General features: G+C 47.7%; 21 protein-coding genes. 14 read left to right on the top strand and 7 right to left on the bottom strand.

Going from position 1 to position 22,549, the window contains the following annotated elements; genetic code table 11:
* Positions 1-118 precede the first annotated feature (118 nt).
* A complete protein-coding gene (locus BHV73_RS06000; protein ID WP_009123217.1) occupies positions 119-520 on the bottom strand; it encodes a response regulator in 402 nt (133 codons plus the stop codon).
* 86 nt (positions 521-606) lie between these two features.
* On the opposite strand from BHV73_RS06000, the gene BHV73_RS05995 reads away from it, so the two are divergent.
* From BHV73_RS05995 to BHV73_RS05970, 6 genes are all read left to right on the top strand, one after another.
* Positions 607-2,241 carry an ABC-F family ATP-binding cassette domain-containing protein gene (locus BHV73_RS05995; protein ID WP_022218983.1) on the top strand — a complete coding sequence of 545 codons (1,635 nt, stop codon included), beginning with the start codon at positions 607-609 and terminating at the stop codon, positions 2,239-2,241.
* A gap of 78 nt (positions 2,242-2,319) precedes the next feature.
* Positions 2,320-3,699, top strand: a complete 1,380-nt coding sequence (locus BHV73_RS05990) for an FAD-dependent oxidoreductase (RefSeq protein ID WP_009123215.1) — start codon at positions 2,320-2,322, stop codon at positions 3,697-3,699.
* A 62-nt stretch (positions 3,700-3,761) separates the two neighbouring features.
* On the top strand, positions 3,762-4,169 hold the full coding sequence (locus BHV73_RS05985) for a DUF6769 family protein (RefSeq protein ID WP_286737358.1): 408 nt from the start codon (positions 3,762-3,764) through the stop codon (positions 4,167-4,169).
* Positions 4,170-4,283: 114 nt separating this feature from the next.
* A complete protein-coding gene (locus BHV73_RS05980; RefSeq protein WP_281960314.1) occupies positions 4,284-5,510 on the top strand; it encodes an efflux RND transporter periplasmic adaptor subunit in 1,227 nt (408 codons plus the stop codon).
* A gap of 98 nt (positions 5,511-5,608) precedes the next feature.
* The gene (locus BHV73_RS05975; protein ID WP_009123211.1) at positions 5,609-8,773 is read left to right on the top strand and encodes an efflux RND transporter permease subunit; all 3,165 of its coding nucleotides are present in this window, start codon (positions 5,609-5,611) and stop codon (positions 8,771-8,773) included.
* Between the two features lie 20 nt (positions 8,774-8,793).
* A complete protein-coding gene (locus BHV73_RS05970) occupies positions 8,794-10,020 on the top strand; it encodes a TolC family protein (protein ID WP_286737356.1) in 1,227 nt (408 codons plus the stop codon).
* A gap of 58 nt (positions 10,021-10,078) precedes the next feature.
* Here BHV73_RS05970 and BHV73_RS05965 read toward each other — a convergent pair whose 3' ends face one another.
* The 3 genes from BHV73_RS05965 to BHV73_RS05955 all read right to left on the bottom strand — a co-directional run bounded on the left by BHV73_RS05965 (position 10,079) and on the right by BHV73_RS05955 (position 14,315).
* Positions 10,079-11,563 carry a methyltransferase RsmF C-terminal domain-like protein gene (locus BHV73_RS05965; protein ID WP_281960315.1) on the bottom strand — a complete coding sequence of 495 codons (1,485 nt, stop codon included), beginning with the start codon at positions 11,561-11,563 and terminating at the stop codon, positions 10,079-10,081.
* Between the two features lie 67 nt (positions 11,564-11,630).
* Positions 11,631-13,934 (bottom strand): TonB-dependent receptor, encoded by a 2,304-nt coding sequence (locus tag BHV73_RS05960; RefSeq protein WP_195620774.1) that lies wholly within the window; start codon positions 13,932-13,934, stop codon positions 11,631-11,633.
* A 66-nt stretch (positions 13,935-14,000) separates the two neighbouring features.
* On the bottom strand, positions 14,001-14,315 hold the full coding sequence (locus BHV73_RS05955) for a DUF8478 family putative metalloprotein (RefSeq protein ID WP_370762167.1): 315 nt from the start codon (positions 14,313-14,315) through the stop codon (positions 14,001-14,003).
* Between the two features lie 239 nt (positions 14,316-14,554).
* Here BHV73_RS05955 and BHV73_RS05950 point away from each other — a divergent pair, with 239 nt between their 5' ends.
* The 6 genes from BHV73_RS05950 (at position 14,555) to BHV73_RS05925 (ending at position 18,919) form a co-directional block, all read left to right on the top strand.
* Positions 14,555-15,238 carry a DUF6249 domain-containing protein gene (locus BHV73_RS05950; protein WP_087412723.1) on the top strand — a complete coding sequence of 228 codons (684 nt, stop codon included), beginning with the start codon at positions 14,555-14,557 and terminating at the stop codon, positions 15,236-15,238.
* Positions 15,235-15,783, top strand: coding sequence for an RNA polymerase sigma factor (locus BHV73_RS05945; RefSeq protein ID WP_009123207.1), 549 nt, complete (start codon positions 15,235-15,237; stop codon positions 15,781-15,783). The genes BHV73_RS05950 and BHV73_RS05945 overlap by 4 nt, the downstream gene beginning before the upstream one ends.
* On the top strand, positions 15,767-16,093 hold the full coding sequence (locus BHV73_RS05940) for a DUF5056 domain-containing protein (RefSeq protein ID WP_087412660.1): 327 nt from the start codon (positions 15,767-15,769) through the stop codon (positions 16,091-16,093). The genes BHV73_RS05945 and BHV73_RS05940 overlap by 17 nt, the downstream gene beginning before the upstream one ends.
* A gap of 232 nt (positions 16,094-16,325) precedes the next feature.
* Positions 16,326-17,507 (top strand): cardiolipin synthase, encoded by a 1,182-nt coding sequence (gene cls / locus BHV73_RS05935; RefSeq protein ID WP_259310460.1) that lies wholly within the window; start codon positions 16,326-16,328, stop codon positions 17,505-17,507.
* An 83-nt stretch (positions 17,508-17,590) separates the two neighbouring features.
* Positions 17,591-18,385, top strand: coding sequence for a thymidylate synthase (locus BHV73_RS05930; protein ID WP_009123204.1), 795 nt, complete (start codon positions 17,591-17,593; stop codon positions 18,383-18,385).
* Positions 18,386-18,463: 78 nt separating this feature from the next.
* The gene (locus tag BHV73_RS05925; protein ID WP_373129858.1) at positions 18,464-18,919 is read left to right on the top strand and encodes a dihydrofolate reductase; all 456 of its coding nucleotides are present in this window, start codon (positions 18,464-18,466) and stop codon (positions 18,917-18,919) included.
* A gap of 2 nt (positions 18,920-18,921) precedes the next feature.
* Here BHV73_RS05925 and BHV73_RS05920 read toward each other — a convergent pair whose 3' ends face one another.
* Positions 18,922-19,398: an Lrp/AsnC family transcriptional regulator gene (locus tag BHV73_RS05920; RefSeq protein WP_009123202.1), complete on the bottom strand. Its 477-nt coding sequence runs from the start codon at positions 19,396-19,398 to the stop codon at positions 18,922-18,924.
* A 189-nt stretch (positions 19,399-19,587) separates the two neighbouring features.
* Between BHV73_RS05920 and BHV73_RS05915 the strand changes: the two genes are divergently transcribed.
* Complete coding sequence (locus BHV73_RS05915; protein ID WP_087412722.1) at positions 19,588-20,865, top strand: IgA Peptidase M64; 1,278 nt, start codon at positions 19,588-19,590, stop codon at positions 20,863-20,865.
* Positions 20,866-20,894: 29 nt separating this feature from the next.
* Complete coding sequence (locus tag BHV73_RS05910; protein ID WP_087412658.1) at positions 20,895-21,428, top strand: GNAT family N-acetyltransferase; 534 nt, start codon at positions 20,895-20,897, stop codon at positions 21,426-21,428.
* A 56-nt stretch (positions 21,429-21,484) separates the two neighbouring features.
* On the opposite strand, the gene BHV73_RS05905 is transcribed toward BHV73_RS05910, so the two are convergent.
* On the bottom strand, positions 21,485-21,949 hold the full coding sequence (locus tag BHV73_RS05905) for an ExbD/TolR family protein (RefSeq protein WP_018666314.1): 465 nt from the start codon (positions 21,947-21,949) through the stop codon (positions 21,485-21,487).
* Complete coding sequence (locus BHV73_RS05900; protein ID WP_022218969.1) at positions 21,949-22,542, bottom strand: ExbD/TolR family protein; 594 nt, start codon at positions 22,540-22,542, stop codon at positions 21,949-21,951. Before BHV73_RS05900 ends, BHV73_RS05905 begins: the two co-directional genes overlap by 1 nt.
* Positions 22,543-22,549 lie beyond the last annotated feature (7 nt).

The following is a 22,549-nucleotide window of genomic DNA, read 5'->3' as shown; positions in this document are numbered from 1 at the left end:
ATTAACAGAAGAAAATAAACTTTGTTCAGCTACGCCTATTTTTTTTCACTCCCGCTATCCGCGTCGTATACGCTTGTTAATTCAATTAAGAGGATTCCGTCCCTTTCCTGTCGGGAGCCTACCACTTCAGCCTGGGCAGGAAACTGCTCAGACAGTCGCGCAATGCCTGCAACGTAATAGGCTTTACCAATACTTCCGAAGCGCCGCTTTTGATGGCGTTTTCACGGTCGGCGGAGAACGCGTAGGCCGTCTGCATGATGATAGGTAATGTTCCGCCTTCCTCACGTATGAGCCGCGTAGCTTCCAATCCGTTCATAATAGGCATCTTGATGTCCATCAGTATCGCATCCGTTTTGTCACGATTCTCGTGAAACAAAGAGACGATCTCCTCACCGTTCTTCGCCCACATTATCTCACACCTTTTTCCTATAATAGCTTTTATTAATTTAAAATTACTATCATCATCTTCCGCGACGAGAATGAGCGGGCGGTAATCTACTGATTGATTTCCGATTTCCATGACCTATATTATTGTTTGTCCGAGACAAAGATATAAAAAATAATATATTTGCATTATCTTTGCACCTTATTTTTAAAAATGACATAATGATTTCTATTGACGGACTCGCCGTAGAATTTGGCGGCACAACCTTATTCAGTGACATATCTTTCGTAATCAACGAAAAAGACCGTATCGCCCTCATGGGCAAAAACGGAGCCGGGAAAAGTACGCTGTTAAAGATACTTGCCGGGGTGCGGCAACCTACCCGCGGTAAAATTTCCGCTCCCAAAGATTGCGTCATCGCCTATCTTCCCCAGCACCTGATGACAGAGGACGGACGCACCGTTTTTCAGGAAACCGCGCAGGCCTTTGCCCACCTGCATGAAATGGAAGCCGAAATAGACCGTATGAACAAAGAGCTGGAAACCCGTACCGACTACGAAAGCGACAGCTACATGGAACTTATCGAGCAGGTGTCCGCCCTAAGCGAGAAATTCTACGCCATCGACGCCACCAATTACGAAGAGGACGTTGAAAAGGCATTGCTCGGCCTCGGATTCACAAGAGAGGACTTCAACCGCCAGACCAGCGACTTCAGCGGCGGCTGGCGCATGCGTATCGAACTCGCCAAACTGCTGTTGCAGAAGCCGGACGTGCTCCTGCTGGACGAGCCGACCAACCACCTGGACATCGAGTCCATCCAATGGCTGGAAGACTTCCTTATCAACAACGGGAAAGCCGTTATCGTCATCAGCCACGACCGCAAATTCGTGGATAACATCACGACCCGCACCATTGAGGTAACCATGGGACGCATTTACGATTACAAAGTAAACTACTCCAAATACCTGGAACTCCGCAAAGAACGCCGCGAACAGCAGCAAAAGGCTTATGACGAGCAACAGAAGTTCATCGCCGAAACCAAAGAATTCATCGAGCGTTTCAAAGGGACCTATTCCAAAACCCTGCAAGTGCAAAGCCGTGTCAAGATGTTGGAGAAACTGGTACTGCTGGAAGTAGATGAAGAAGATACCTCGGCCTTGCGGCTGAAGTTCCCGCCCTCTCCGCGTTCCGGCAATTATCCGGTCATTATGGAGAATGTAGGAAAGACATACGGAGAGCACGTCGTGTTCAAAAATGCCAACCTCACCATAGAGAGAGGCGACAAAGTGGCTTTCGTAGGCAAGAACGGCGAAGGTAAATCCACGCTGGTAAAGTGCATCATGGGAGAACTGGAACACGAAGGAACGCTTACCATCGGTCATAATGTACAGATAGGTTATTTCGCCCAAAACCAGGCATCCTTGCTGGATGAGAACCTGACCGTATTCCAAACCATCGACGACGTGGCCAAAGGCGAAATACGCAACAAGATACGCGACTTGCTGGGAGCTTTCATGTTTGGCGGTCCGGAAGAGTCCATGAAGAAAGTAAAAGTGCTGTCCGGCGGCGAACGTACACGACTGGCCATGATTAAGCTGCTGCTGGAGCCCGTAAACTTGTTGATTCTGGATGAGCCTACCAACCACCTGGACATGAAAACCAAAGATATTCTGAAACAGGCTCTCATGGATTTCGACGGCACTCTGATACTCGTAAGCCACGACCGTGACTTCCTGGACGGGCTGGTGAGCAAAGTTTATGAGTTCGGCAACAAACGGGTAACCGAGCATTTGAGCGGTATCTATGAATTCCTTGAAAAGAAGAAAATGGATTCGCTTCGCGAACTGGAACGGTAAACTTTCATTAACTAACTTCCCGCAACAAATAAATTGCTCCTGTTGTTTCATTTCCATAAATCCTTAACTACGAATTAAATGAAACAATATGACGCTATCATCATAGGGTTTGGCAAAGGCGGGAAACTGCTGGCAGCCGAACTTGCCAACCGTAACTGGAAAGTGGCAATCATTGAACGTTCCCCGCAGATGTACGGGGGGACATGTGTAAACGCAGGGTGCATTCCCACCAAGACGCTTATTCACGAATCGGAACAGGCCGAACGGCTCTACCGGGACGATTACAGCAATCAGGCCAAGTACTATGCGCTCGCCGTCGGGCGGAAAAACAAGCTCGTGTCATTCTTGCGGGACAAGAATTACGAACATATAAAAGCCCATCCCAACATTACCTTGTATGACGGTACGGCATCCTTTGCGTCCAACGATACGGTAAAGGTCGTTTCCCGGGATAAAAAGGAAATTCTCCTCAAAGGGAAAGAAGTCTTTATCAATACCGGGTCTACCCCTATCCTGCCCGATGTGGAAGGCATCAACGGAAGTAAGCATGTGTTCACCAGCGAAACGCTGCTCCGGCAGAGCAAGCTTCCCCATCGCCTGCTCATTCTCGGCGCCGGAGCCATCGGAATGGAACTCGCCACGATGTACGCGGGCTTTGGAAGCCAAGTCACGCTATTGGAATCGGGCAGCCGCTTCATGCCCAAATCAGACCGGGACATCGCGGAGTCCATGCTGGAATCTCTGAAAAGGAAAGGCATCGAGATACGTTTGAACGCCTATGCCCTGTCCGTATACGATACCGCCGACGGCGTGACACTGACCTATACGGACAATGCCGACGGTACTCCCTACTTTTTGGAAGGAGACGCCCTGCTGCTTGCCACCGGGCGCAGGCCGATGACCGACGAGCTCAATCTGCACGCGGCCGGCATACGCACCGACGCTCAGGGAGCCGTCATTGTCAACGGGCATCTTCAGACTTCTTCCCCGCACATATGGGCCATGGGAGACGTAAGAGGCGGCGCTTTGTACGACTATTTATCCATCGATGACTTCCGCGTTATCGCCAACCAATTGTTCGGCAACAAGAAGCGAAATACCGATGACAGGGTTCCGGTGCCCTATGTAATTTTTACAGACCCGCCACTGGCGCATATCGGCCTGACCGAAGAAGAAGCCGTGAAACGCGGTTATTCGCTCCAAGTGTCCCGGCTGCCTGCCGCCGCCATACCGCGCGCCCGTACATTGCAGCACATAGACGGTATGATGAAAGCCATCGTCAACGCGCATACGGGACGCATAATAGGCTGTACCCTGTTTTGCGTCGATGCGCCCGAAGTCATCAACCTGGTATCGCTGGCCATGAAGAACGACCTGCATTACAGCGCCCTGCGTGACTTCATCTTTACGCATCCCAGCATGAGCGAAGGATTAAATGACTTATTCAAGGCTTTTTAGCATCTTGCGTTTGGCAGTTAAATGATTAACTTCTATCTTTGCGGCCAATCAAAGAGAGAAGAATGAAAACGAAAAGGTACATCGCATATTTCCTGTTCTTCATCAGCATGATTATGCTGATAGTACCTGTCATTCCCCATCATCACCACGAAGACGGCGCAATCTGTATGAAAAACGACCTGCCGTCCGACGGATGCTGTCATCATCAGGGTCCTTGCAACGAGCATTGTTGCTGCGACACCGGCTGCATGACCACTCATTTCTACCAACAGACGCCCAGCTCGGACAACAGTAACTTACAGCCCTGTTTCGTGTGGGTACATACTTTATTTTCCGAACCGTTGCTCAAACTCCTGACTTTACCCGAAGAAACAGGTATAAGGCAAGAGTTCGTCTACTTGGAATCTCTTCATGGCACGTTCATTACACGTGCCAAAGGGCTTCGCGCGCCACCTTTTGTTCTTGCCTGACCGACAGCCGCCAAAAGCGGCCATGCTGCCGGCACCGGAATGTATGCAACTCGGTTGCACCGTCCATTCCCTAATTTTGCAATCCGAAACAAGTTAAGAACAAAAACAATTATCATGAAGAAGTTTATATTCATGGGAGTTATAGGATTATTCCTGTTAAGCTCCTGTAACAGCAAGTCCGGTGAAGGACATAATCACGAAACGGAAGAACACGCTCATGCGGGGCATGACCACGAAGGGCACGACCATGCGAACGAAGGCGCCGGACATAAGCATGACGACGGACATGACCACGGTGCGGAAGCCGCCGCCGCGCACAGTGACGAAATCATATTGCCGCCGGCCAAAGCGCAGGCTGCCGGAGTAAAGGCGGACATCATCGAGCCGGGCGTATTCAATCAGGTAATAAAAACCAGCGGTCAGGTAATGGCCGCGCAAGGCGATGAAAGCGTTGCCGTAGCTACGGTGGCGGGCGTAGTTTCGTTCCATGGCAAAGTAGTAGAAGGTATGAGCGTGAGCAAAGGCACGCCGCTCGTAGTGCTCTCATCCAAAAACATGGCAGACGGAGACCCCGTACAAAGAGCACGCATCGCTTACGAAACAGCCAGGAAAGAGTACGAACGGATGAAAGAGCTTCTCCCCAATAAAATCGTTTCGGAGAAAGACTTCGCCCAAGCTCGACAGGCGTATGAGAACGCCCGTATCAGCTACGAGGCCGTTGCCAAGAACCATTCGGCTCAGGGACAGGCCGTGCCTTCTCCTATCAACGGGTATGTGAAAAATCTGTTAGTAAAGGAAGGCGACTATGTTACCGTAGGCCAGCCGCTCGTAAGCATCACTCAAAACCGCAGACTGTTCCTGCGCGCCGATGTTTCGGAGAAGTATTATCCTTATCTCCGCACCATCGGTTCCGCCAACTTCCGTACTCCCTACAACAATAAGGTATATACACTGAAGGACTTGAACGGCCGCCTGCTTTCTTACGGAAAGGCATCGGGCGACAACGGCTACTATGTGCCCGTTACCTTTGAATTCGATAACAAAGGAGATGTCATTCCCGGTTCTTTTGTCGAAATATTCCTGCTCTCCTCTCCTATGGAGAACGTTATTTCACTCCCCCATACAGCTCTGACCGAAGAACAAGGCAGTTTCTTCGTATATCTGCAAGTGGATGAGGAAGGATACAAAAAGCAACTCGTCACTCTCGGAGCCGATAACGGCGAGAAGGTGCAAATCCTTTCCGGCGTCAAAGCAGGTGACAAAGTCGTGACCCAGGGCGCTTATCAGGTGAAACTTGCAGGCGCTACCAACGCAATTCCGGCGCACAGCCACGAACACTAATTCGGTGATGAGTTATTAGTTATAAGCTATTTGCTGATAAAAACGCGTAACTTGATAACTTTATAACTCATAGCTCACAACTCATAACTAAAGAAATCATGCTAAACAAGATTATACATTTCTCTCTTCAGAACCGCATACTGGTGCTGGTGGCGTCGGTACTGCTGCTGATTGGCGGTACGTATACCGCAATGCATACGGAAGTGGATGTGTTCCCCGACTTGAATGCGCCGACCGTGGTTATCATGACCGAAGCCAACGGCATGGCGGCCGAGGAAGTGGAACAACTGGTTACTTTTCCTGTGGAAACAGCCGTAAACGGCGCTACGGGAGTACGTCGCGTACGTTCTTCGTCCACCAACGGCTTCTCCGTCGTATGGGTTGAATTCGATTGGGAAACGGACGTTTACCTGGCACGCCAGATTGTAAGCGAGAAGCTGGCGGTTGTCAGCGAATCCCTTCCCTCTAACGTAGGCAAGCCGACCCTCGGCCCGCAATCGTCTATCTTAGGCGAGATGCTGATTGTGGGACTGACCGCCGACTCGACTTCCATGCTCGACCTGCGCACCATAGCCGACTGGACTATCCGCCCGCGCCTTCTTTCTACCGGCGGCGTGGCGCAAGTTGCCGTGCTGGGTGGCGATATTAAAGAATACCAGATACAACTCGACCCGGAACGAATGCGTCATTACGGCGTAACCCTTACCGAAGTGATGAACGTTACGCGCGAGATGAATCTGAATGCCAACGGCGGGGTACTTTATGAATACGGAAACGAATACATCGTACGCGGGGTAATCTCCACCGACCGGGTAGAACAACTGGCAAAAGCCGTAGTCAAGCTGCAGGACGGCGGTGCACAGACCGCAACCGCCAACGCCCGGCCTTTGGCCGCCGCTTCTCCCGTATTACTGGAAGACATAGCGGATGTACGTATCGGAGCCAAGCTTCCGAAACTGGGTACGGCTTCCGAACGCGGCAAACCCGCCGTACTGCTGACCGTGACCAAGCAACCCGCCACAAGCACTCTGGAACTGACCGACAAGCTGGAAACATCCCTGAAAGACTTGCAGAAGAACCTGCCGTCCGATGTGAAGGTCAGCACCGACATTTTCAGACAAAGCCGCTTTATAGAAAGCTCCATCGGTAACGTACAGAAATCACTGTTCGAAGGCGGTATCTTCGTCGTTATCGTCCTGTTCCTGTTCCTTGCCAATGTACGGACTACCGTAATCTCGCTGGTGACGCTTCCCTTGTCACTGATAGCTTCGCTGCTGGCGTTGCACTATATGGGATTCACCATCAACACAATGAGCCTCGGCGGTATGGCTATCGCCATCGGCTCGCTGGTAGATGACGCCATTGTCGATGTGGAGAACGTGTACAAGCGATTGCGGGAAAACCGGCTGAAACCGGAAGCGGAACGCCTGTCGATACTGGAAGTCGTGTTCAACGCTTCCAAAGAAGTACGTATGCCTATCCTGAACTCCACGCTTATCATTGTGGTAAGTTTCGTTCCGTTATTCTTCCTGAGCGGCATGGAAGGCCGGATGCTCGTACCTCTGGGCATCGCGTTCATCGTGGCGCTGGCTGCTTCCACGGTCGTGGCGCTGACAGTGACGCCTGTACTGTGTTCCTATCTGTTGGGAAGAGAAAAGATAAAAGATGAAAAACGTTCCACCGGCGACTCGCCGGTAGCGCGCAAAATGAAAGAATGGTACGGCACGGCTCTTACCTTTGTGCTGGGGCATAAGAAGAGCGTATTGGGCGGAACCATCGGCCTGTTTGTGGTGGCGCTTGCCTGCTTCTTCACATTGGGACGTTCGTTCCTGCCGCCGTTTAATGAAGGTTCGTTCACAATCAACATATCGTCCCTGCCGGGTATCTCGCTGGAAGAAAGTGACAAGATAGGACATCGTGCCGAAGAGCTGCTGCTTTCCATCCCCGAAATACAGACCGTAGCCCGCAAGACCGGACGTGCCGAACTGGACGAGCATGCCTTAGGCGTGAATGTCTCCGAAATAGAAGCTCCGTTCGAACTGAAAGACCGTTCGCGCAGCGAGCTGGTGGCCGACGTACGCGAAAAGCTGGGCACGATTGTGGGCGCCAATGTAGAAATCGGGCAACCTATCAGCCACCGTATCGACGCCATGTTGTCCGGTACGAAAGCCAACATAGCCATCAAGCTGTTCGGCGACGATTTGAACCGTATGTTCTCTTTGGGTAATGAAATCAAGAACACCATTCAGGACATTCCCGGCATTGCCGACCTGAACGTGGAACAACAGATCGAACGTCCGCAGCTCATCATCGCTCCCAAGCGGGAAGTGCTTGCCAAATATGGTATTTCCTTGCCGGAGTTCTCGGAGTTTGTCAATGTATGCCTTGCCGGTGAGTCCGTATCCCAGGTATATGAGAAAGGAAAAAGCTTCGACCTGACCGTACGCGTAAAGGACGACTTGCGGGATGAAATGGAAAAGATACGCAACCTGATGATCGATACCGGCAACGGACAGAAAATACCGCTGAACTATGTAGCGGAAGTCCGCTCGGCAATGGGTCCGAACACCATCAGCCGCGAGAACGTGAAACGGAAAATCGTAATCTCCGCCAACGTGGCCGACCGTGACCTGCGCAGCGTGGTAAACGACATACAGGAACGTGTGGACGCCTCGGTGAAACTGCCGGAAGGTTATCACATCGAATACGGCGGTCAGTTTGAAAGCGAACAGGCCGCAAGCCGCACACTGGCCTTGACTTCATTCATGTCCATCGTGGTGATATTCCTGCTGCTGTATCATGAATTCCGTAGCGTAAAGGAAAGTGCGATTATCCTTATCAACCTGCCTTTGGCATTGATTGGCGGTGTATTCGCCCTGCTCATCACAACGGGTGAAGTCAGCATTCCCGCCATCATCGGCTTTATCTCGCTATTCGGTATCGCCACCCGAAACGGTATGCTGCTGATAAGCCATTACAACCATTTGCAACAGGAAGAAGGGTACGGAGTGTACGACAGCGTGATACGCGGTTCGTTGGACAGATTGAATCCGATCCTGATGACCGCCCTGTCCAGTGCGCTTGCATTGATTCCGTTGGCACTCAGCGGCGACCTGCCCGGCAACGAGATACAAAGCCCCATGGCAAAAGTTATTCTGGGCGGATTGCTGACTTCCACTTTCCTGAACGGTTTCATTATTCCGATTGTTTATCTGATGATGCACAAGAAACCGGCAATTACAGGTGGACACGATAACGAGTAAATAACTTAATAACAGAATGTATGAAACATATACTTATAGCCGCCGCCCTCCTCTCCTGCATAGGGATGAGGGCGCAAAATACAGGCATCGACTCCGTACTTCGCCAGATAGAAGCGAACAACAAGGAGTTGCAAGCCAATGCACAACTTATCTCCTCACAGAAGCTGGAAAACAAGACAGAGAACAATCTGCCTGACCCCACCCTCTCGTACGCCCATCTTTGGGACTCCAAGAACAGCAGTGAGACCGTAGGCGAAATGGTTGTTTCCCAGAGTTTCGATTTCCCTACGTTGTATGTAACAAGGGGAAAGATGAACCGTCTCAAAACCGGAGCGCTGGACGCACAGGCAGCAACCATACGCCAACAGATATTGCTGCAAGCCAAAGAGGTGTGCCTGGACATCATCATGTTGCAACATCAGCAGGAACTGCTCGACGCCCGATTGAAGAACGCCGAGGAACTGGCCGCCATGTATGCCAAACGATTGGCGACAGGAGATGCCAATGCGCTGGAAACAAATAAAATCAATCTGGAATTGCTGAATGTCCGTACCGAATCCCGTACGAACAGCACAGCCCTGAACAATAAAATCAAGGAATTGCTGGTGCTTAACGGCAACCGGCCGCTTACTCCCGGACGCCCCTTTCCCGACGGCACGGCAACACCTACCGCCCAAACCCTCGGCCTGACAGAGTATCCCGCCATTCCATTGCCGGCCGATTTCCATCAGGTATGCGATGAACTATTGGCAGCCGACCCTTCCCTGCAATCGTTCGACAACGAGAGTGCGGCAGCCCGCAAACTTATTTCGGCAAGCAAGCAGGGCTGGTTACCGAAGCTGGAGTTAGGCTATCGCCGCAATACAGAGTCAGGACATCCGCTGAACGGCGTTGTCGTAGGCTTTTCCTTCCCTCTGTTTGCAAATAAAGGAAAGGTAAAGATAGCCAAAGCGCAGGCTATGAACATCGACTTCCAGAAAGACAACGCAAAAGTAAAAGCAAGCTCCGAACTATGGCAGCTCTATGAAGAAGCCCGCAACCTGGACGCCTCCATGCAAGAATACAAACAGACCTTCCAAGACCAACAGGATTTGACGTTGCTGAAACAGGCTCTTACAGGCGGACAAATCAGCATGATAGAGTATTTCGTAGAGGTTTCCGTTGTTTTCCAAAGCAAAACCAACCTTTTGCAATTGGAAAATCAATACCAAAAAGCAATGGCACGGATATATAAGAGCAGGTTGTAGGAGTTATAAGTTATGAGTTATGATTCGTAACTTATAACTCATAACTTATAACTCATAACTATTTATAACTCATAACTATTTTTGGTTTTTCCGGCAAGTGGCCGCTGCGAATGCGCCATTCCTGCGGATAAAGATTATTGGCACGGTTACCGATATTCTTAACAAAACCAAGAGGCATATTCTTATACGTGAGTAAAACCACTCCGCGAGGGGCTGCATCCGAAAGGGTGACAGCCTCTTTTCGTAAATAGGCAACGGCCTGTTCATAGGATATTTCTTCGCGAGGGAAAGCATCCGGCGCCAATGCATGGCTCACAGCCAGCGCATGAGCGGGAATCCAGTCTTTACCTTTCTGTCCGGCAATCTCCAATCCGGCCTGCACAATGCGCACAAACGACTGCAATGCCGATAGTTCCGGAAGATAGCGTTTAGGGAAAGCGCTGACACTACCGCCTTTTTGAATAAACTCATATATATCCGGAGCAAGAAGCCATTCCGCCAATACCGAAAGCTGCTCTTTAGAAAGCCCCGGAGTTTTCATCCCTTTCCCCTGGGGTTTCCTTCCCTTTCCCCTGGGGTTTTCTCCCCTCACAGCCGGAGTTTCAGAAGCTTTGCCCAGGGCAAACGCCTGTTCAGCCCCGGACTTACGGACGCTCGCCCCCGGCTTGCGGAGAACAGCCAGAAAGAAGCCTTCACCCTTTGTCTTATGAGGCAAAAAGCGGTAAACCGGAAACCGCTCTCCCTGCAATAAATTACCCGTTATATTCCAATCTTCCGCCACATCGAGCGGGAGTACTTCCGCGCCGAATTCATCTTTTATCCAACGGACGTTTTCTTCATTCTCTTTTGTATTATACGTGCAGGTGCTATATATCAATAGCCCACCCGGTTTCAGACAAGGCCAGATGTCCGAAATAATTCTCCGTTGCCGCTGCCGGCAGATTTCCACATTCTCCGAACTCCACTCGCTCACGGCGACAGGGTCTTTACGGAACATGCCTTCACCGGAACAGGGTACATCCGTCAATATCACATCAAAGAACTCTTCCAACGGTGTAAAGTCCGACGGATCGCTGTTAGTAACCACAACGTCGGGATGTCCCCACTTAGTCAGGTTCTCGGCAAGTATTTGGGAACGGTTGCGAATAACCTCGTTCGCTACCAACAAGCTATTTTCCGGAAGGATACCGCGGACATGCGTCGACTTACCGCCCGGAGCGGCACAGAGGTCGAGCATCACTGCCGGTTCTTCGCCCGCATATTGTCTTAAGGCCTGTTCCACAAACATGGACGAGGCTTCCTGCACATAATAGCATCCTGCATGAAACAAGGGATCGAAGGTAAACGTCAGGCGCTCTTTAAGATAAAAGCCGGAAGTACACCAGGGAACCGCGCTCTCCCCGGACTGAAAGCCAAAAGGCTTTAACGGGTTCAACCGGATGCTGACGGGTTGCTCCGACTCCAAAGCGGTTACTAATTCCGTATACTCCTCATCTCCCAGCAGGGAACGGGTATAGTCTATGAAAGAAGCGGGTAGTTCCATGTGTCGTACTGTTTTATGCCGGCAAAGGTAACATAAAAAGGCGATACAAAGAACTACCCGCAACTTCTTAATAGCTTATTTTTACTCCTGCAAAGTAAGAACGGGGCATGCCGGGACCATAAATATAACCGGAATCTCGCTTGCTGCCACGGTCAAAATCTTTTTGATAGGCATTAAAAATGTTCCGTACACCTGCATTCAACTGTATACCGATATTCTTATAAACGGTAAAGTCATAACCGACTTTCAAATTCAGTTCCCAAAAATCAGGAGTATTCACCGCTATGTCTTTCTCTATATATCCGGCTTTGTGTTCTACCAGCATGCTGCCGGTATATGTACCGGAAAGAGCTACCAGCAAAGACTTCAACGGATTGTAGGTAAGCGTGAAATATCCGTAAGTATCAGGAGTACGGAAAATGCGCTTTTCCATTGGCACCATCTCATCGTCACTCCAAGTGCGCGCATTCTTGTAATCGGCCTTTTGTAAAGTAATGCCGGCCTGCAACTGCAGCAAGCTCAGATAGGCTATCTTTCCCTCCAATGTCAGTCCATACACTTTCGCACCTTTTTCATTATAACGCTCATTAATGATTGTACCGTCACGCACTCCTATCTCCCGCAAAGCAAATACGTCCGACAGATTGGTATAAAAGCCCTCTAACAGAAAGTTCCCCTGAAATGCTCCCCAACGATGGTACACATCGGCGGAAACGCTAAAGCTCTGCGACTTTTCCTCCTTTAAGTTATCAGCCAACTCAATCATGGAAATCGTCCCGCCGACATTCTCAATATGCAAATCTTCGTCAAAAGCCTGCGGGGCGCGGAAGCCGACTGAATAGCTGGCACGTAAATTGACGTTTTCAACCGGATTAAAGCGAATGTTGGCACGCGGGCTGAATATCACATGATTGATTAAATTGTGTTTATCAAGGCGTCCACCCAAAAGAATGCTCCACTGCCTGTTTCTCCATTCATTCTGGAAAAAAGCGCCGGCAATATGTACCTTCTGGTTTGTATATCGGTTGTATCCCCACATATCATCTTTCAGATTATCCTGGTTATACTCTACTCCGCCCGTCAGGTCCGAAGGCATAAAAAGACAACGGTCGAAATGGTAGATGTATTGCGAGCCTGCCACCCAAGTGAAGTCCTTAGTCGCTCCGTAAGCATTCAAGTCTTGATTACCACCATAATAGCTATCCCGCCCTATGTGCTGTGCAGAGGCATATACGCTCAACCGATGTTTCTCATCGGGAGAAAAATAATCGAACTTCAAGCCACCGCTATTAATGGAATGCCGTAATTGCTCCGCAATATTCGCTTCGTGAGGCGGACGGTTCAGCAAGTCGCCGCCACGACGGAACTCCTGCAAATGATGATACTCGAATGTCAGCTTGGAATACGCGCTCGTTTTCAGAAAAGACCGAAAACCCACTGTCTGGTTCTTCAGTTTAGGAAGTTCCGTAAAACCGTCTCCGTCACTGTCATACCCGCTACGTTCACGGTTTTGACCGAAAATATATAATCCCGCCTTACTGTTATCCGTCACAAGAGAAGCATTCATCGTGGTACTGTTATCCCAACTCGAGGTCCCTCCTACTCCTGTGATGGTGTGTGATAGCTGGCCGGAATTGCGCAACGGCTCTTTGGTTATAATATTGATAGTACCGGCAATAGCAGACGAACCGAACAGCGCCGAGCCGCCTCCCCTCATAACCTCTACACGTTCAATCATATTAGCGGGTATCTGCTCCAAACCATATACCCCTGCCAATGCACTGAATATAGGTCGGGAATCTATCAATATCTGCGTATAAGGCCCGTCCAAACCATTAATACGCACTTGCTGAAAGCCACAATTCTGACAATTAGTCTCCACCCTTACGCCCGGCTGAAAATTCAATCCTTGAGACAAAGTAGCAGAATTGGTATTCTCAAACAACTTGAAATCCATTACATTGACTAAAGTAGGGGCCATGCGACGTGTTGTTTCACTACGATTGGCGGTTACTACTACTCCATCCAAAGCAATCAAGTCTTCCTCCAACTCGAAATTCTCTTCCAGCGTTTTCCCCCGTTTCAAAGTCACTTTGCGGCTCTGTGCTTTATAACCTACCGCACTGACTTGAAGAATAAAATCACCTTCCGGCAGGTTTTTCAAAAAATAATGTCCCGTGGCGTCAGTCATCGTGCCAATGGTCGTACCTTTTAAAGATACGGTAATATAAGGTAAATGCTCCTGAGAGCTTTTCTCTAATACGTGTCCGATAATATTAGCATCGGAATTATTTAAATCTTCGGCATAGGCAGTGGCTGAGAGCAACAGACATACCGCTCCCACCACAAAAAAATATATATATTTCTTCATGTACTCTATTCTATAAAATGATGGTTAATACTATTGAATTCCTTACTCCCGCTTCCGGGAACCGCATCAGCAAGAGAGAGGGGGTGCCCGCAGGTTGACGCTGCTACAAGGTTTAACATATATAATACGTTCTATCAACGATGTTCCCAATATGCGTAGTACGAATAAAAAAGCCGACACGGCAGTCAGAAGTTCCGGAAGCGAAGAAAGGATAAAGGAAGAAAGATAAAAAATCGTTTCCAATTGTACCTCTGTATGCTCATGCTCCCCTTTAAACGGGTGAGAGTGTACAATAATCACCCCATTCACCACATGCGAGTGAGTAAACAGAGTAATTCCTCCCAAATAAGTTATGAATAAGAGAGGAAGGAAGATTCTTATTATGCTCCGCAGTTTCTCCAAAATACTTTTTTTAAGATTAAACGGATTATGAGGGTAAAAGTTCTTATAATTGCAAATAATACCTACATATTGTTATAAATAACCTGCGAAATATGGCAACCATTACAAAGTTTTCCGTCCTGAATACAACCATTCTAAAAAAAATATCGTCTCTTTGCAACTTTCCGGATATCCGGATGCGTCTAACACACAAAGAAACCAATAAAAACAAAAATAACATGATTATGAAACGTATCATCTTCGCATTAATGACAGCCATGATGCTCTGCACGTTGGCACAGGGAAAGAACAGAACCGTTACGGAAAACGACAGTCTGGGAAACAAGCAGAGAGTTATAGAACTGAGGGACACCATGATTGACGGAAAAGCCGTTACGGACACCCTTAGCGTCATGACTTACGAAAACAGCCCAAGCAGCGGCACGGAAAACCATAAGGATTACAAGCACCACAGCAGTGCTTACGATTTCGGCTGGAACCTTGGTCATGACGCCAAAGAGGCGGCTATCGCCATTACGGCCATCGTGTTCGTATTCGGATTCCCTCTGGTGATTGTATTCATCATATTCTTCTTCCGCTATAAAAACCGGAAAGCCAAGTACCGCCTGGTAGAGCAAGCGCTGGCCAGTGGGCAACCGCTACCGGAAAACCTGTTTAAAGAGACCGACTCGATAGATATCCGCAGCAAGGGAATCAAAAATGTGTTTGTCGGTATCGGACTGTTCATCTTCCTTTGGGCCATTACCGACGAATTCGGACTGGGCTGCATCGGTCTGCTTATAATGTTCACAGGCTTCGGACAGCTCGTTATCTACTACACGCAGCAGGACAGAGCGCCTAAAAACAAGGAGAAAGCCGATACTGCGAGGACGGCCTTTCCGGAAAAGATTGAAGAAAAATGAGTCAGCTCAATGATATATCGTTAGTCGCACAGGTCGTGGTGTTTCGCAACACCAGGGCCTTCGACCAGTTGGTAGGAAAGTACCAGTCGTCCGTACGGCGATTCTTTCTGCACCTGACCTGCGGCGACAGCGAATTGAGCGATGACTTGGCGCAGGATACATTCATTAAAGCGTACACCAACCTGGCCTCGTTCAAAAACTTATCCAGTTTCTCTACCTGGCTCTACCGTATTGCTTATAATGTATTTTATGATTATCTTCGCACCCGTAAAGAGACAGACTGCCTGGAAACGCGCCAAGTGGATGCACAATGCAGTACGCTGCAAAACGACATAGGACGGCGCATGGATATTTACCGTGCGCTGAGTATGCTGAAAGAAATGGAACGAACCTGCATCACTCTCTTTTACATGGAAGACCAGAGTATCGAGAAAATTGCAGGTATTACCGGTTGCCCCGCAGGAACTGTAAAAAGCCACCTGTCACGGGCCAAAGAAAAAATGGCTACCTACTTAAAACAAAATGGTTATGATGGAAAACGATGATAAACTCTTAGTTGCTTTCTTTGACGAAAACCGGCAGGAAATACCGGACAATGGTTTCACCCGCCGTGTGATGCGCCATCTGCCCGACCGTACCCGACGGATTTCACAATTATGGGCAACGTTTTGTTTCACACTGGCGTTAGTGCTGTTCTTTGCTTTCGACGGTCTGCAACTGGTACTGGGCACGCTCCGTGAAACATTTACCGTTGCCACCCAAAGCGGAGTTACCGAAGCCAGCCCCAAATCTCTATTGGTCGCAGGCATAGTGTTGCTTTTCCTGCTCTATCGAAAAATATGTTCGCTGGCTTAAACGCCGCGGTTATTGCGAACCGTATTTTTCTCGCAGGATAAATAAACTTCCCCGCAGGATAATGTACTTAGCCCCTACCTTATTTACAGTAAGGCAAGGGCTAATTTTTTATAAACGAATGAACATATCTCAATGATATATTGTATATTTGCCAACTCATAAAACTAAATAAACTTACAAAGTTTTGAGACAGGTTCTATTCATCATATTATTTACTTTATTCTTTGGAAGCATCCGGGCGCAAAGTACCAGCGACTCTCTTGTAATGGGCTATATGCGGGAAATGGGAATCCCCCTGACCTGCAACAATAAAGTTGAACTGTTAATGACCGGCCGTGACAAATTCACCGATTTATTTGAAACGATTCGCCATGCCCGGCATCACATCCACCTGGAATATTTCAATTTCCGTAACGACTCTATCGCCAACGCTCTCTTTGACTTACTGGCGGAAAAGGTAAAAGAGGGTGTAGAAGTGCGTGCCATGTTCGATGCGTTCGGTAACTGGTCGAACAACCAACCGCTGAAAAAGCGTCATTTGCAAGCGATAAAGGCACGCGGCATCGAAATTATCAAGTTCGACCCTATCACCTTTCCTTATATCAACCACGCCATGCACCGCGACCACCGCAAGATTGTCGTCATCGACGGAAAAATCGGTTATACAGGCGGAATGAACATTGCCGACTATTACATCAACGGTCTGCCCAAAATCGGTAAATGGCACGATATACACATGCACATAGAAGGAGATGCGGTACGCTATCTGCAAGGTATCTTCCTGACGATGTGGAATCAGGAAACCGGACAACACATCGGCGGTCCGGCCTACTTCCCCGACCTGCCCCAATTTCCGGACAGCATAGCCGAGGAGATTTCGATAGTAGACCGTACTCCGCGGGAAACGCCCCGTTCCATCAGCCATGCCTACGCCGTTTCAATAGAAGCCGCCCGGAAAAACATCCAGATAGTAAATCCTTATTTCGTGCCGACGAAATCCATTCGTAAAGCCATCAAGAAAGCGTTAAAGAAAGGTACGGAAGTGGAGATAATGATACCGGCAGTATCGGACATTCCTTTTACTCCCGAAGCTTCGTTCTACATCGCACACAAACTGATGAAACGGGGAGCAAAAATCTACTTGTTCAAGGACGGATTCCACCATTCCAAAGTAATGATGGTGGACAGCTCTTTCTGCACAGTAGGCACGGCAAACCTCAACAGCCGCAGTTTACGCTACGACTATGAAACAAACGCTTTCATCTTCGACCCGCTGACAACGCATCAACTGAACAGCATGTTCGAAAGGGATAAGAAGAACAGTACCCTGCTTACTCCCGAAATATGGAAGAAGCGTTCCGGCTGGAAGAAGTTTATCGGTTGGGTGGGTAATTTGCTGACCCCGTTCCTATAAGCCGTTCCACTATTTTTTAATCCCGAATCTTTAATTTCCCGAGAACTTTGTCTACCTTTGGCAAAGCGTTTAATAAATAACCCATGAAACAATATTTAGACTTGCTCAACCGCGTGCTGACTGAAGGCATAGAGAAAAGCGACCGCACGGGTACGGGTACCATCAGCGTATTCGGACATCAGATGCGTTTTAATATGGACGAAGGTTTTCCTTGTCTGACAACCAAAAAACTCCATTTGAAATCTATTATCCACGAACTGCTATGGTTCTTAAAGGGGGATACGAATGTAAAGTACCTGCAAGAGAACGGGGTACGCATCTGGAATGAATGGGCTGATGAAAATGGGGATTTGGGACATATCTACGGTTACCAATGGCGTTCGTGGCCGGATTACAAAGGCGGAACAATTGACCAAATCAGTGAAGCGGTGGAAACAATCAAACACAATCCAGACTCACGCCGTATTATAGTGAGCGCCTGGAACGTCGGTGATTTGGACAACATGAATCTGCCGCCCTGCCACGCATTCTTCCAGTTTTATGTAGCCAACGGACGGCTCAGCCTGCAACTTTACCAGCGCAGCGCTGATATTTTCTTGGGAGTGCCTTTCAATATCGCATCGTACGCATTGCTCCTGCAAATGGTGGCGCAAGTGACCGGACTGAAAGCAGGGGATTTCGTACATACTTTAGGAGATGCGCATATCTATCTGAACCATTTGGAACAAGTGAAACTCCAACTGAGCCGTGAGCCGAGAACGCTCCCGCAAATGAGAATCAATCCGGATGTGAAGAGTATCTTCGACTTTACGTATGAGGACTTCGAATTAGTAAATTATGACCCGCATCCGCATATCGCCGGAAAGGTAGCGGTATAAAAAGATGTCCTTTATCATTGAAAACCATTTGATTATATTAGATATATGATTAGCATTATTGCCGCAGTAGACCGCCGCATGGGTATCGGTTATGAAAACAAGTTATTATTCTGGCTCCCCAATGACCTGAAACGCTTCAAAGCGCTTACCACGGGAAATACAATCATCATGGGACGAAAAACGTTTGAGTCACTCCCCAAAGGCGCCTTGCCAAACCGCCGCAATATCGTCTTGTCTACGCATCCCGACACCCAATGCCCGGGAGCAGAAGTGTTCCCCTCTCTTGAGGAAGCCTTGAAAAACTGCGAGCAGGATGAGCAAGTCTATATCATGGGCGGAGCCAGCGTGTACCGTCAGGCGCTCCCTCTGGCAGATGCACTCTGTCTTACTGAAATAGATGCTGAAGCTCCCCGGGCGGACGCTTACTTCCCGGACGTAGACCTCGAAATCTGGCAAGAAAAAAGCAGGGATGCTCATCCGATAGACGAGAAGCATCCCTGCCCTTATGCTTTTGTCGATTATATCCGCCGATAGGACTATTCTTCCTCATCGTCTATTACTATCGGCATCTGACGTTTAATCGCTTCATGGAATGAAATCAGCGTTTCCGTACGTGATAATCCCAACGGTTGCAGCTTATCATGAATAATGCTCAACAGGTGATGATTATTCCGTGCATACAGTTTAATAAACATATCGTACTTACCTGTAGTAAAGTGGCACTCCACGATTTCGGGAATAGCCTCCAACGCTTTTGTCACGGCATCAAAAGTAGCGGGATCTTTTAAATAGATTCCGATATATGCACAAGTTTCATATCCTATCTTCTCCGGATCTATAACGTATTCCGAGCCTTTCAATATTCCCAGATTGGTGAGTTTCTGGATGCGCTGGTGAATAGCCGCTCCAGAGACATTGCAGGCTCTGGCTACTTCAAGGAAAGGAATGCGCGCATTATCGGCGATCAACTGCAGTATTTGCTCGTCTAAAGTATCCAATTGATGATGTCCCATTTCTAATCTCAATAATTAATTAAATGAATGATTTCACCGTATTCCGCTACGGCAATGTGCAAAGTTAGCCATTTTTTCTCCAATAAAAATACGAATTATAACTTTTCTTGCTAAAAAGAGAATAATCGCATATACCGGGTTATACAGACAAAAATCGTATCTTTGTGAAATGATTAAATTATAATGGATATGAAAAAGTATATTGTACTCTTACTCTGTTTAATAACTGTCGTGCCCATTTATGCACAGGTCTTCACCGCCCTTTTTGCAGATAAAACTCTTCGTATAGATTATATCTTTAACGGCAATGCATCCGAACAAAGTATCTGCCTGGACGGATTATCTTCTCTTCCCGCCTGGGCAGGACGAAAGCATCATCTGGCAGAGCTTCCATTGCAAGGCAACGGAAAGATTGTTATGCGTAATATAGCCGATGGAAAGATTATTTATACCACATCCTTCTCTTCGCTCTTTCAGGAATGGCTGGAAACCGATGAAGCCAAAAGTATAACCAAGGGATTTGAAAATACGTTCCTTCTTCCCTATCCGCTTCAGCCGGTGGAAATAGAAATAACCCTACTCGACCCACGCCGTAATGTTCGTGCCTCTATGAAGCACATTGTGCGCCCGGATGATGTTTTAATAGCGCAAAAAGGTATCTCGCATATCACTCCGCACAAGTATCTGCTACAAAATGGCAACCCGGGAAAATGTATTGACGTAGCCATTCTTGCAGAGGGATATACTCCTCAAGAAATGCAGACATTCTATGAAGACGCCGGCATTGCCTGTGAAAGTCTTTTTGCGCATGAGCCTTTCAAATCTATGAAAGAGCGGTTCAATATCGTAGCTGTAGCCAGCTCTTCCATCGACAGCGGAGTCAGCGTACCAAGGCTGAACGAATGGAAACACACCGCCTTCGGTTCTCATTTCAGTACGTTCTATTCCGATCGTTATTTAACTACATCGCGCGTAAAAACAATTCATGATGCTTTAGCCGGAATACCCTATGAACACATTATCATATTGGCTAACACAAAAGAATATGGCGGTGGCGGTATCTATAACTCATATACCCTCACTACGGCCCATCATCCGATGTTCCGCCCGGTAGTGGTACATGAATTCGGACATAGCTTCGGCGGACTTGCCGATGAATACTTCTATGACAATGATGTTATGACAGATACTTATCCTCTGGATGTAGAACCATGGGAACAAAATATCAGTACGCAAGTGAATTTTACATCAAAATGGAAGGATATGCTTGCCAAAGATACTCCCATCCCTACTCCAACCGGTAACAGTGAGAAATATCCGATTGGAGTGTATGAGGGTGGCGGCTATTCGGCAAAGGGCATTTACCGTCCTGCCGATGATTGCCGCATGCGTACCAACGAATACCCTGCTTTCTGTCCCGTGTGCCAACGTGCCCTGCGTAGAATAATCGAATTTTATACCGAATAACAATAATCAAACTTCAAAAGACTGACCCTATGATTAAATTTCAACGTATCGCAACTTCGGATACAGCCTTGTATGATTACATGGAAAAACTGATGACAACCTCTTTTCCTCCGGAAGAATATCGCTCATTGGCAGAACTACGTAATTATACAGATGCCAAACCGCATTTTTATTGCAATATCATTCTCCATGATGACAATCCAATCGGTTTGATTACATACTGGGATTTCGGACATTTCTATTATGTAGAGCACTTTGCTATCGATCCGTCCCAACGCAATGGCGGTCATGGCAAGAATGTTCTAAGCCATTTGTGCCAACAGATAAATAAACCTATCATTTTGGAAGTAGAGGCACCGGAAGAGGAAATGGCAATACGCCGTATTAATTTCTATAAACGGCATGGTTTTACCTTATGGGAGAAACCGTATATGCAACCTCCCTATAAACCCGGAGATGGCTATCTTCCCATGCTGTTAATGGCTTATGGCAGTCTGGAGTGCGAAAAGGATTTTGAATACGTAAAAGAACGTATTTATCGGGAAGTATACAATGTACAGTAAAAAATAAAGGCCGCTTGCTACAAGCGGCCTTTATTTATATAGTCTGAATTAACTTCTTACTGACGCGGTTGCGCAGAATAGTTAATCTTCAATGCATAAGCTTTACGAAGAGCCTCTTTGATATCTGTTACGATACCCATCTTTGTATCTTGGTCAACTTTCAAAGACACTGTCATTTGCGGCTGATCCTCTTCTTTCATACTGGCACGTTCACCAATAATATAGTCTTGGATAGCAGCAACTTCAGCATAGCTGTCATTCAACTGGATACGGCTTTCATTACCTAATTTCTTGCGGAATTCAGCAGTAGGTTTTCCTACATAGATAAACGTAACCAAAGACTTCTTTTCAAGTTTTTCCAATTCTGTACCTTGCGGAACCTTAAACTCAACCTTTAATGTTACCTCACGCATAGTTGTTACAATCATAAAGAAGAACAACAGAGTGAAGATAAGGTCAGGCAGAGAAGAAGTGTTCAACGCAGGCATTCCGCGCTTTCCGGTTTTATTAAATTTTCCCATTACTTCTTTTCTCCGTACTTTTTAGGTTCTGCCTCAGAAATCTTCTGAGGATAAATATCACGAATTGCTTCTTGTTGTGCCTCGTCTAAATCCGCATATTTCTTCTGCCATTTTTCCTGAGCCAATTCGTCGCGCAATTCATTGTACGCCGCAACCAACTCATTCTGCACAGCTATATACGTTTTATAAGAGGTACCGCGGTCACATCGCAAAGATACTACATGCTTTTCCGTAACCATCATATTGCCAAAGAACGGCACATCTTTAGCGTGCTTTTCAGGCTTTGTTTCATCGTTATACGGATTAGCAATAAATTCTTTTGCCTTTTGACGCAATTGGTCTACACCAATATAATCGTTACCACACATCAACTGGTCATTCATATTAACAAAGACCTGCAGAACGTTGCGTTCTTTCAACTTAACATCGTCATTGTTTTTCTGATTCTGCTCCGGTGGTGGCGGCAAACGTCTTGCCAAACCACGGTCAGTATCCATTGACGTTGTAATCAAGAAGAAAATGAGCAACAAGAAAGCAATGTCCGCTGTAGAACTAGAGTTGATTTCAGGTACTTCTCTTTTCTTTTTAGCCATCTCAGTT

Origin of the sequence: Bacteroides sp. 44_46, assembly GCF_001915465.1 — a bacterium.
Classification (GTDB): domain Bacteria; phylum Bacteroidota; class Bacteroidia; order Bacteroidales; family Bacteroidaceae; genus Bacteroides; species Bacteroides clarus.
This window is presented reverse-complemented; position numbering and strand designations above follow the sequence as displayed.

Bases quoted from the DNA above. Each gene is read 5' to 3' on its own strand.
- BHV73_RS05965 (WP_281960315.1), bottom strand. From the start codon at position 11,563: ATGGAACTACCCGCTTCTTTCATAGACTATACCCGTTCCCTGCTGGGA.
- BHV73_RS05915 (WP_087412722.1), top strand. From the start codon at position 19,588: ATGAAAAAGTATATTGTACTCTTACTCTGTTTAATAACTGTCGTGCCC.
- BHV73_RS05970 (WP_286737356.1), top strand. From the start codon at position 8,794: ATGAAACATATACTTATAGCCGCCGCCCTCCTCTCCTGCATAGGGATG.
- BHV73_RS05930 (WP_009123204.1), top strand. From the start codon at position 17,591: ATGAAACAATATTTAGACTTGCTCAACCGCGTGCTGACTGAAGGCATA.
- BHV73_RS06000 (WP_009123217.1), bottom strand. From the start codon at position 520: ATGGAAATCGGAAATCAATCAGTAGATTACCGCCCGCTCATTCTCGTC.
- BHV73_RS05995 (WP_022218983.1), top strand. From the start codon at position 607: ATGATTTCTATTGACGGACTCGCCGTAGAATTTGGCGGCACAACCTTA.
- BHV73_RS05945 (WP_009123207.1), top strand. From the start codon at position 15,235: ATGAGTCAGCTCAATGATATATCGTTAGTCGCACAGGTCGTGGTGTTT.
- BHV73_RS05920 (WP_009123202.1), bottom strand. From the start codon at position 19,398: ATGGGACATCATCAATTGGATACTTTAGACGAGCAAATACTGCAGTTG.
- BHV73_RS05950 (WP_087412723.1), top strand. From the start codon at position 14,555: ATGATTATGAAACGTATCATCTTCGCATTAATGACAGCCATGATGCTC.
- BHV73_RS05990 (WP_009123215.1), top strand. From the start codon at position 2,320: ATGAAACAATATGACGCTATCATCATAGGGTTTGGCAAAGGCGGGAAA.
- BHV73_RS05905 (WP_018666314.1), bottom strand. From the start codon at position 21,949: ATGGGAAAATTTAATAAAACCGGAAAGCGCGGAATGCCTGCGTTGAAC.
- BHV73_RS05940 (WP_087412660.1), top strand. From the start codon at position 15,767: ATGATGGAAAACGATGATAAACTCTTAGTTGCTTTCTTTGACGAAAAC.
- BHV73_RS05985 (WP_286737358.1), top strand. From the start codon at position 3,762: ATGAAAACGAAAAGGTACATCGCATATTTCCTGTTCTTCATCAGCATG.
- BHV73_RS05910 (WP_087412658.1), top strand. From the start codon at position 20,895: ATGATTAAATTTCAACGTATCGCAACTTCGGATACAGCCTTGTATGAT.
- BHV73_RS05975 (WP_009123211.1), top strand. From the start codon at position 5,609: ATGCTAAACAAGATTATACATTTCTCTCTTCAGAACCGCATACTGGTG.
- BHV73_RS05900 (WP_022218969.1), bottom strand. From the start codon at position 22,542: ATGGCTAAAAAGAAAAGAGAAGTACCTGAAATCAACTCTAGTTCTACA.
- BHV73_RS05980 (WP_281960314.1), top strand. From the start codon at position 4,284: ATGAAGAAGTTTATATTCATGGGAGTTATAGGATTATTCCTGTTAAGC.
- BHV73_RS05925 (WP_373129858.1), top strand. From the start codon at position 18,464: ATGGGTATCGGTTATGAAAACAAGTTATTATTCTGGCTCCCCAATGAC.
- BHV73_RS05960 (WP_195620774.1), bottom strand. From the start codon at position 13,934: ATGAAGAAATATATATATTTTTTTGTGGTGGGAGCGGTATGTCTGTTG.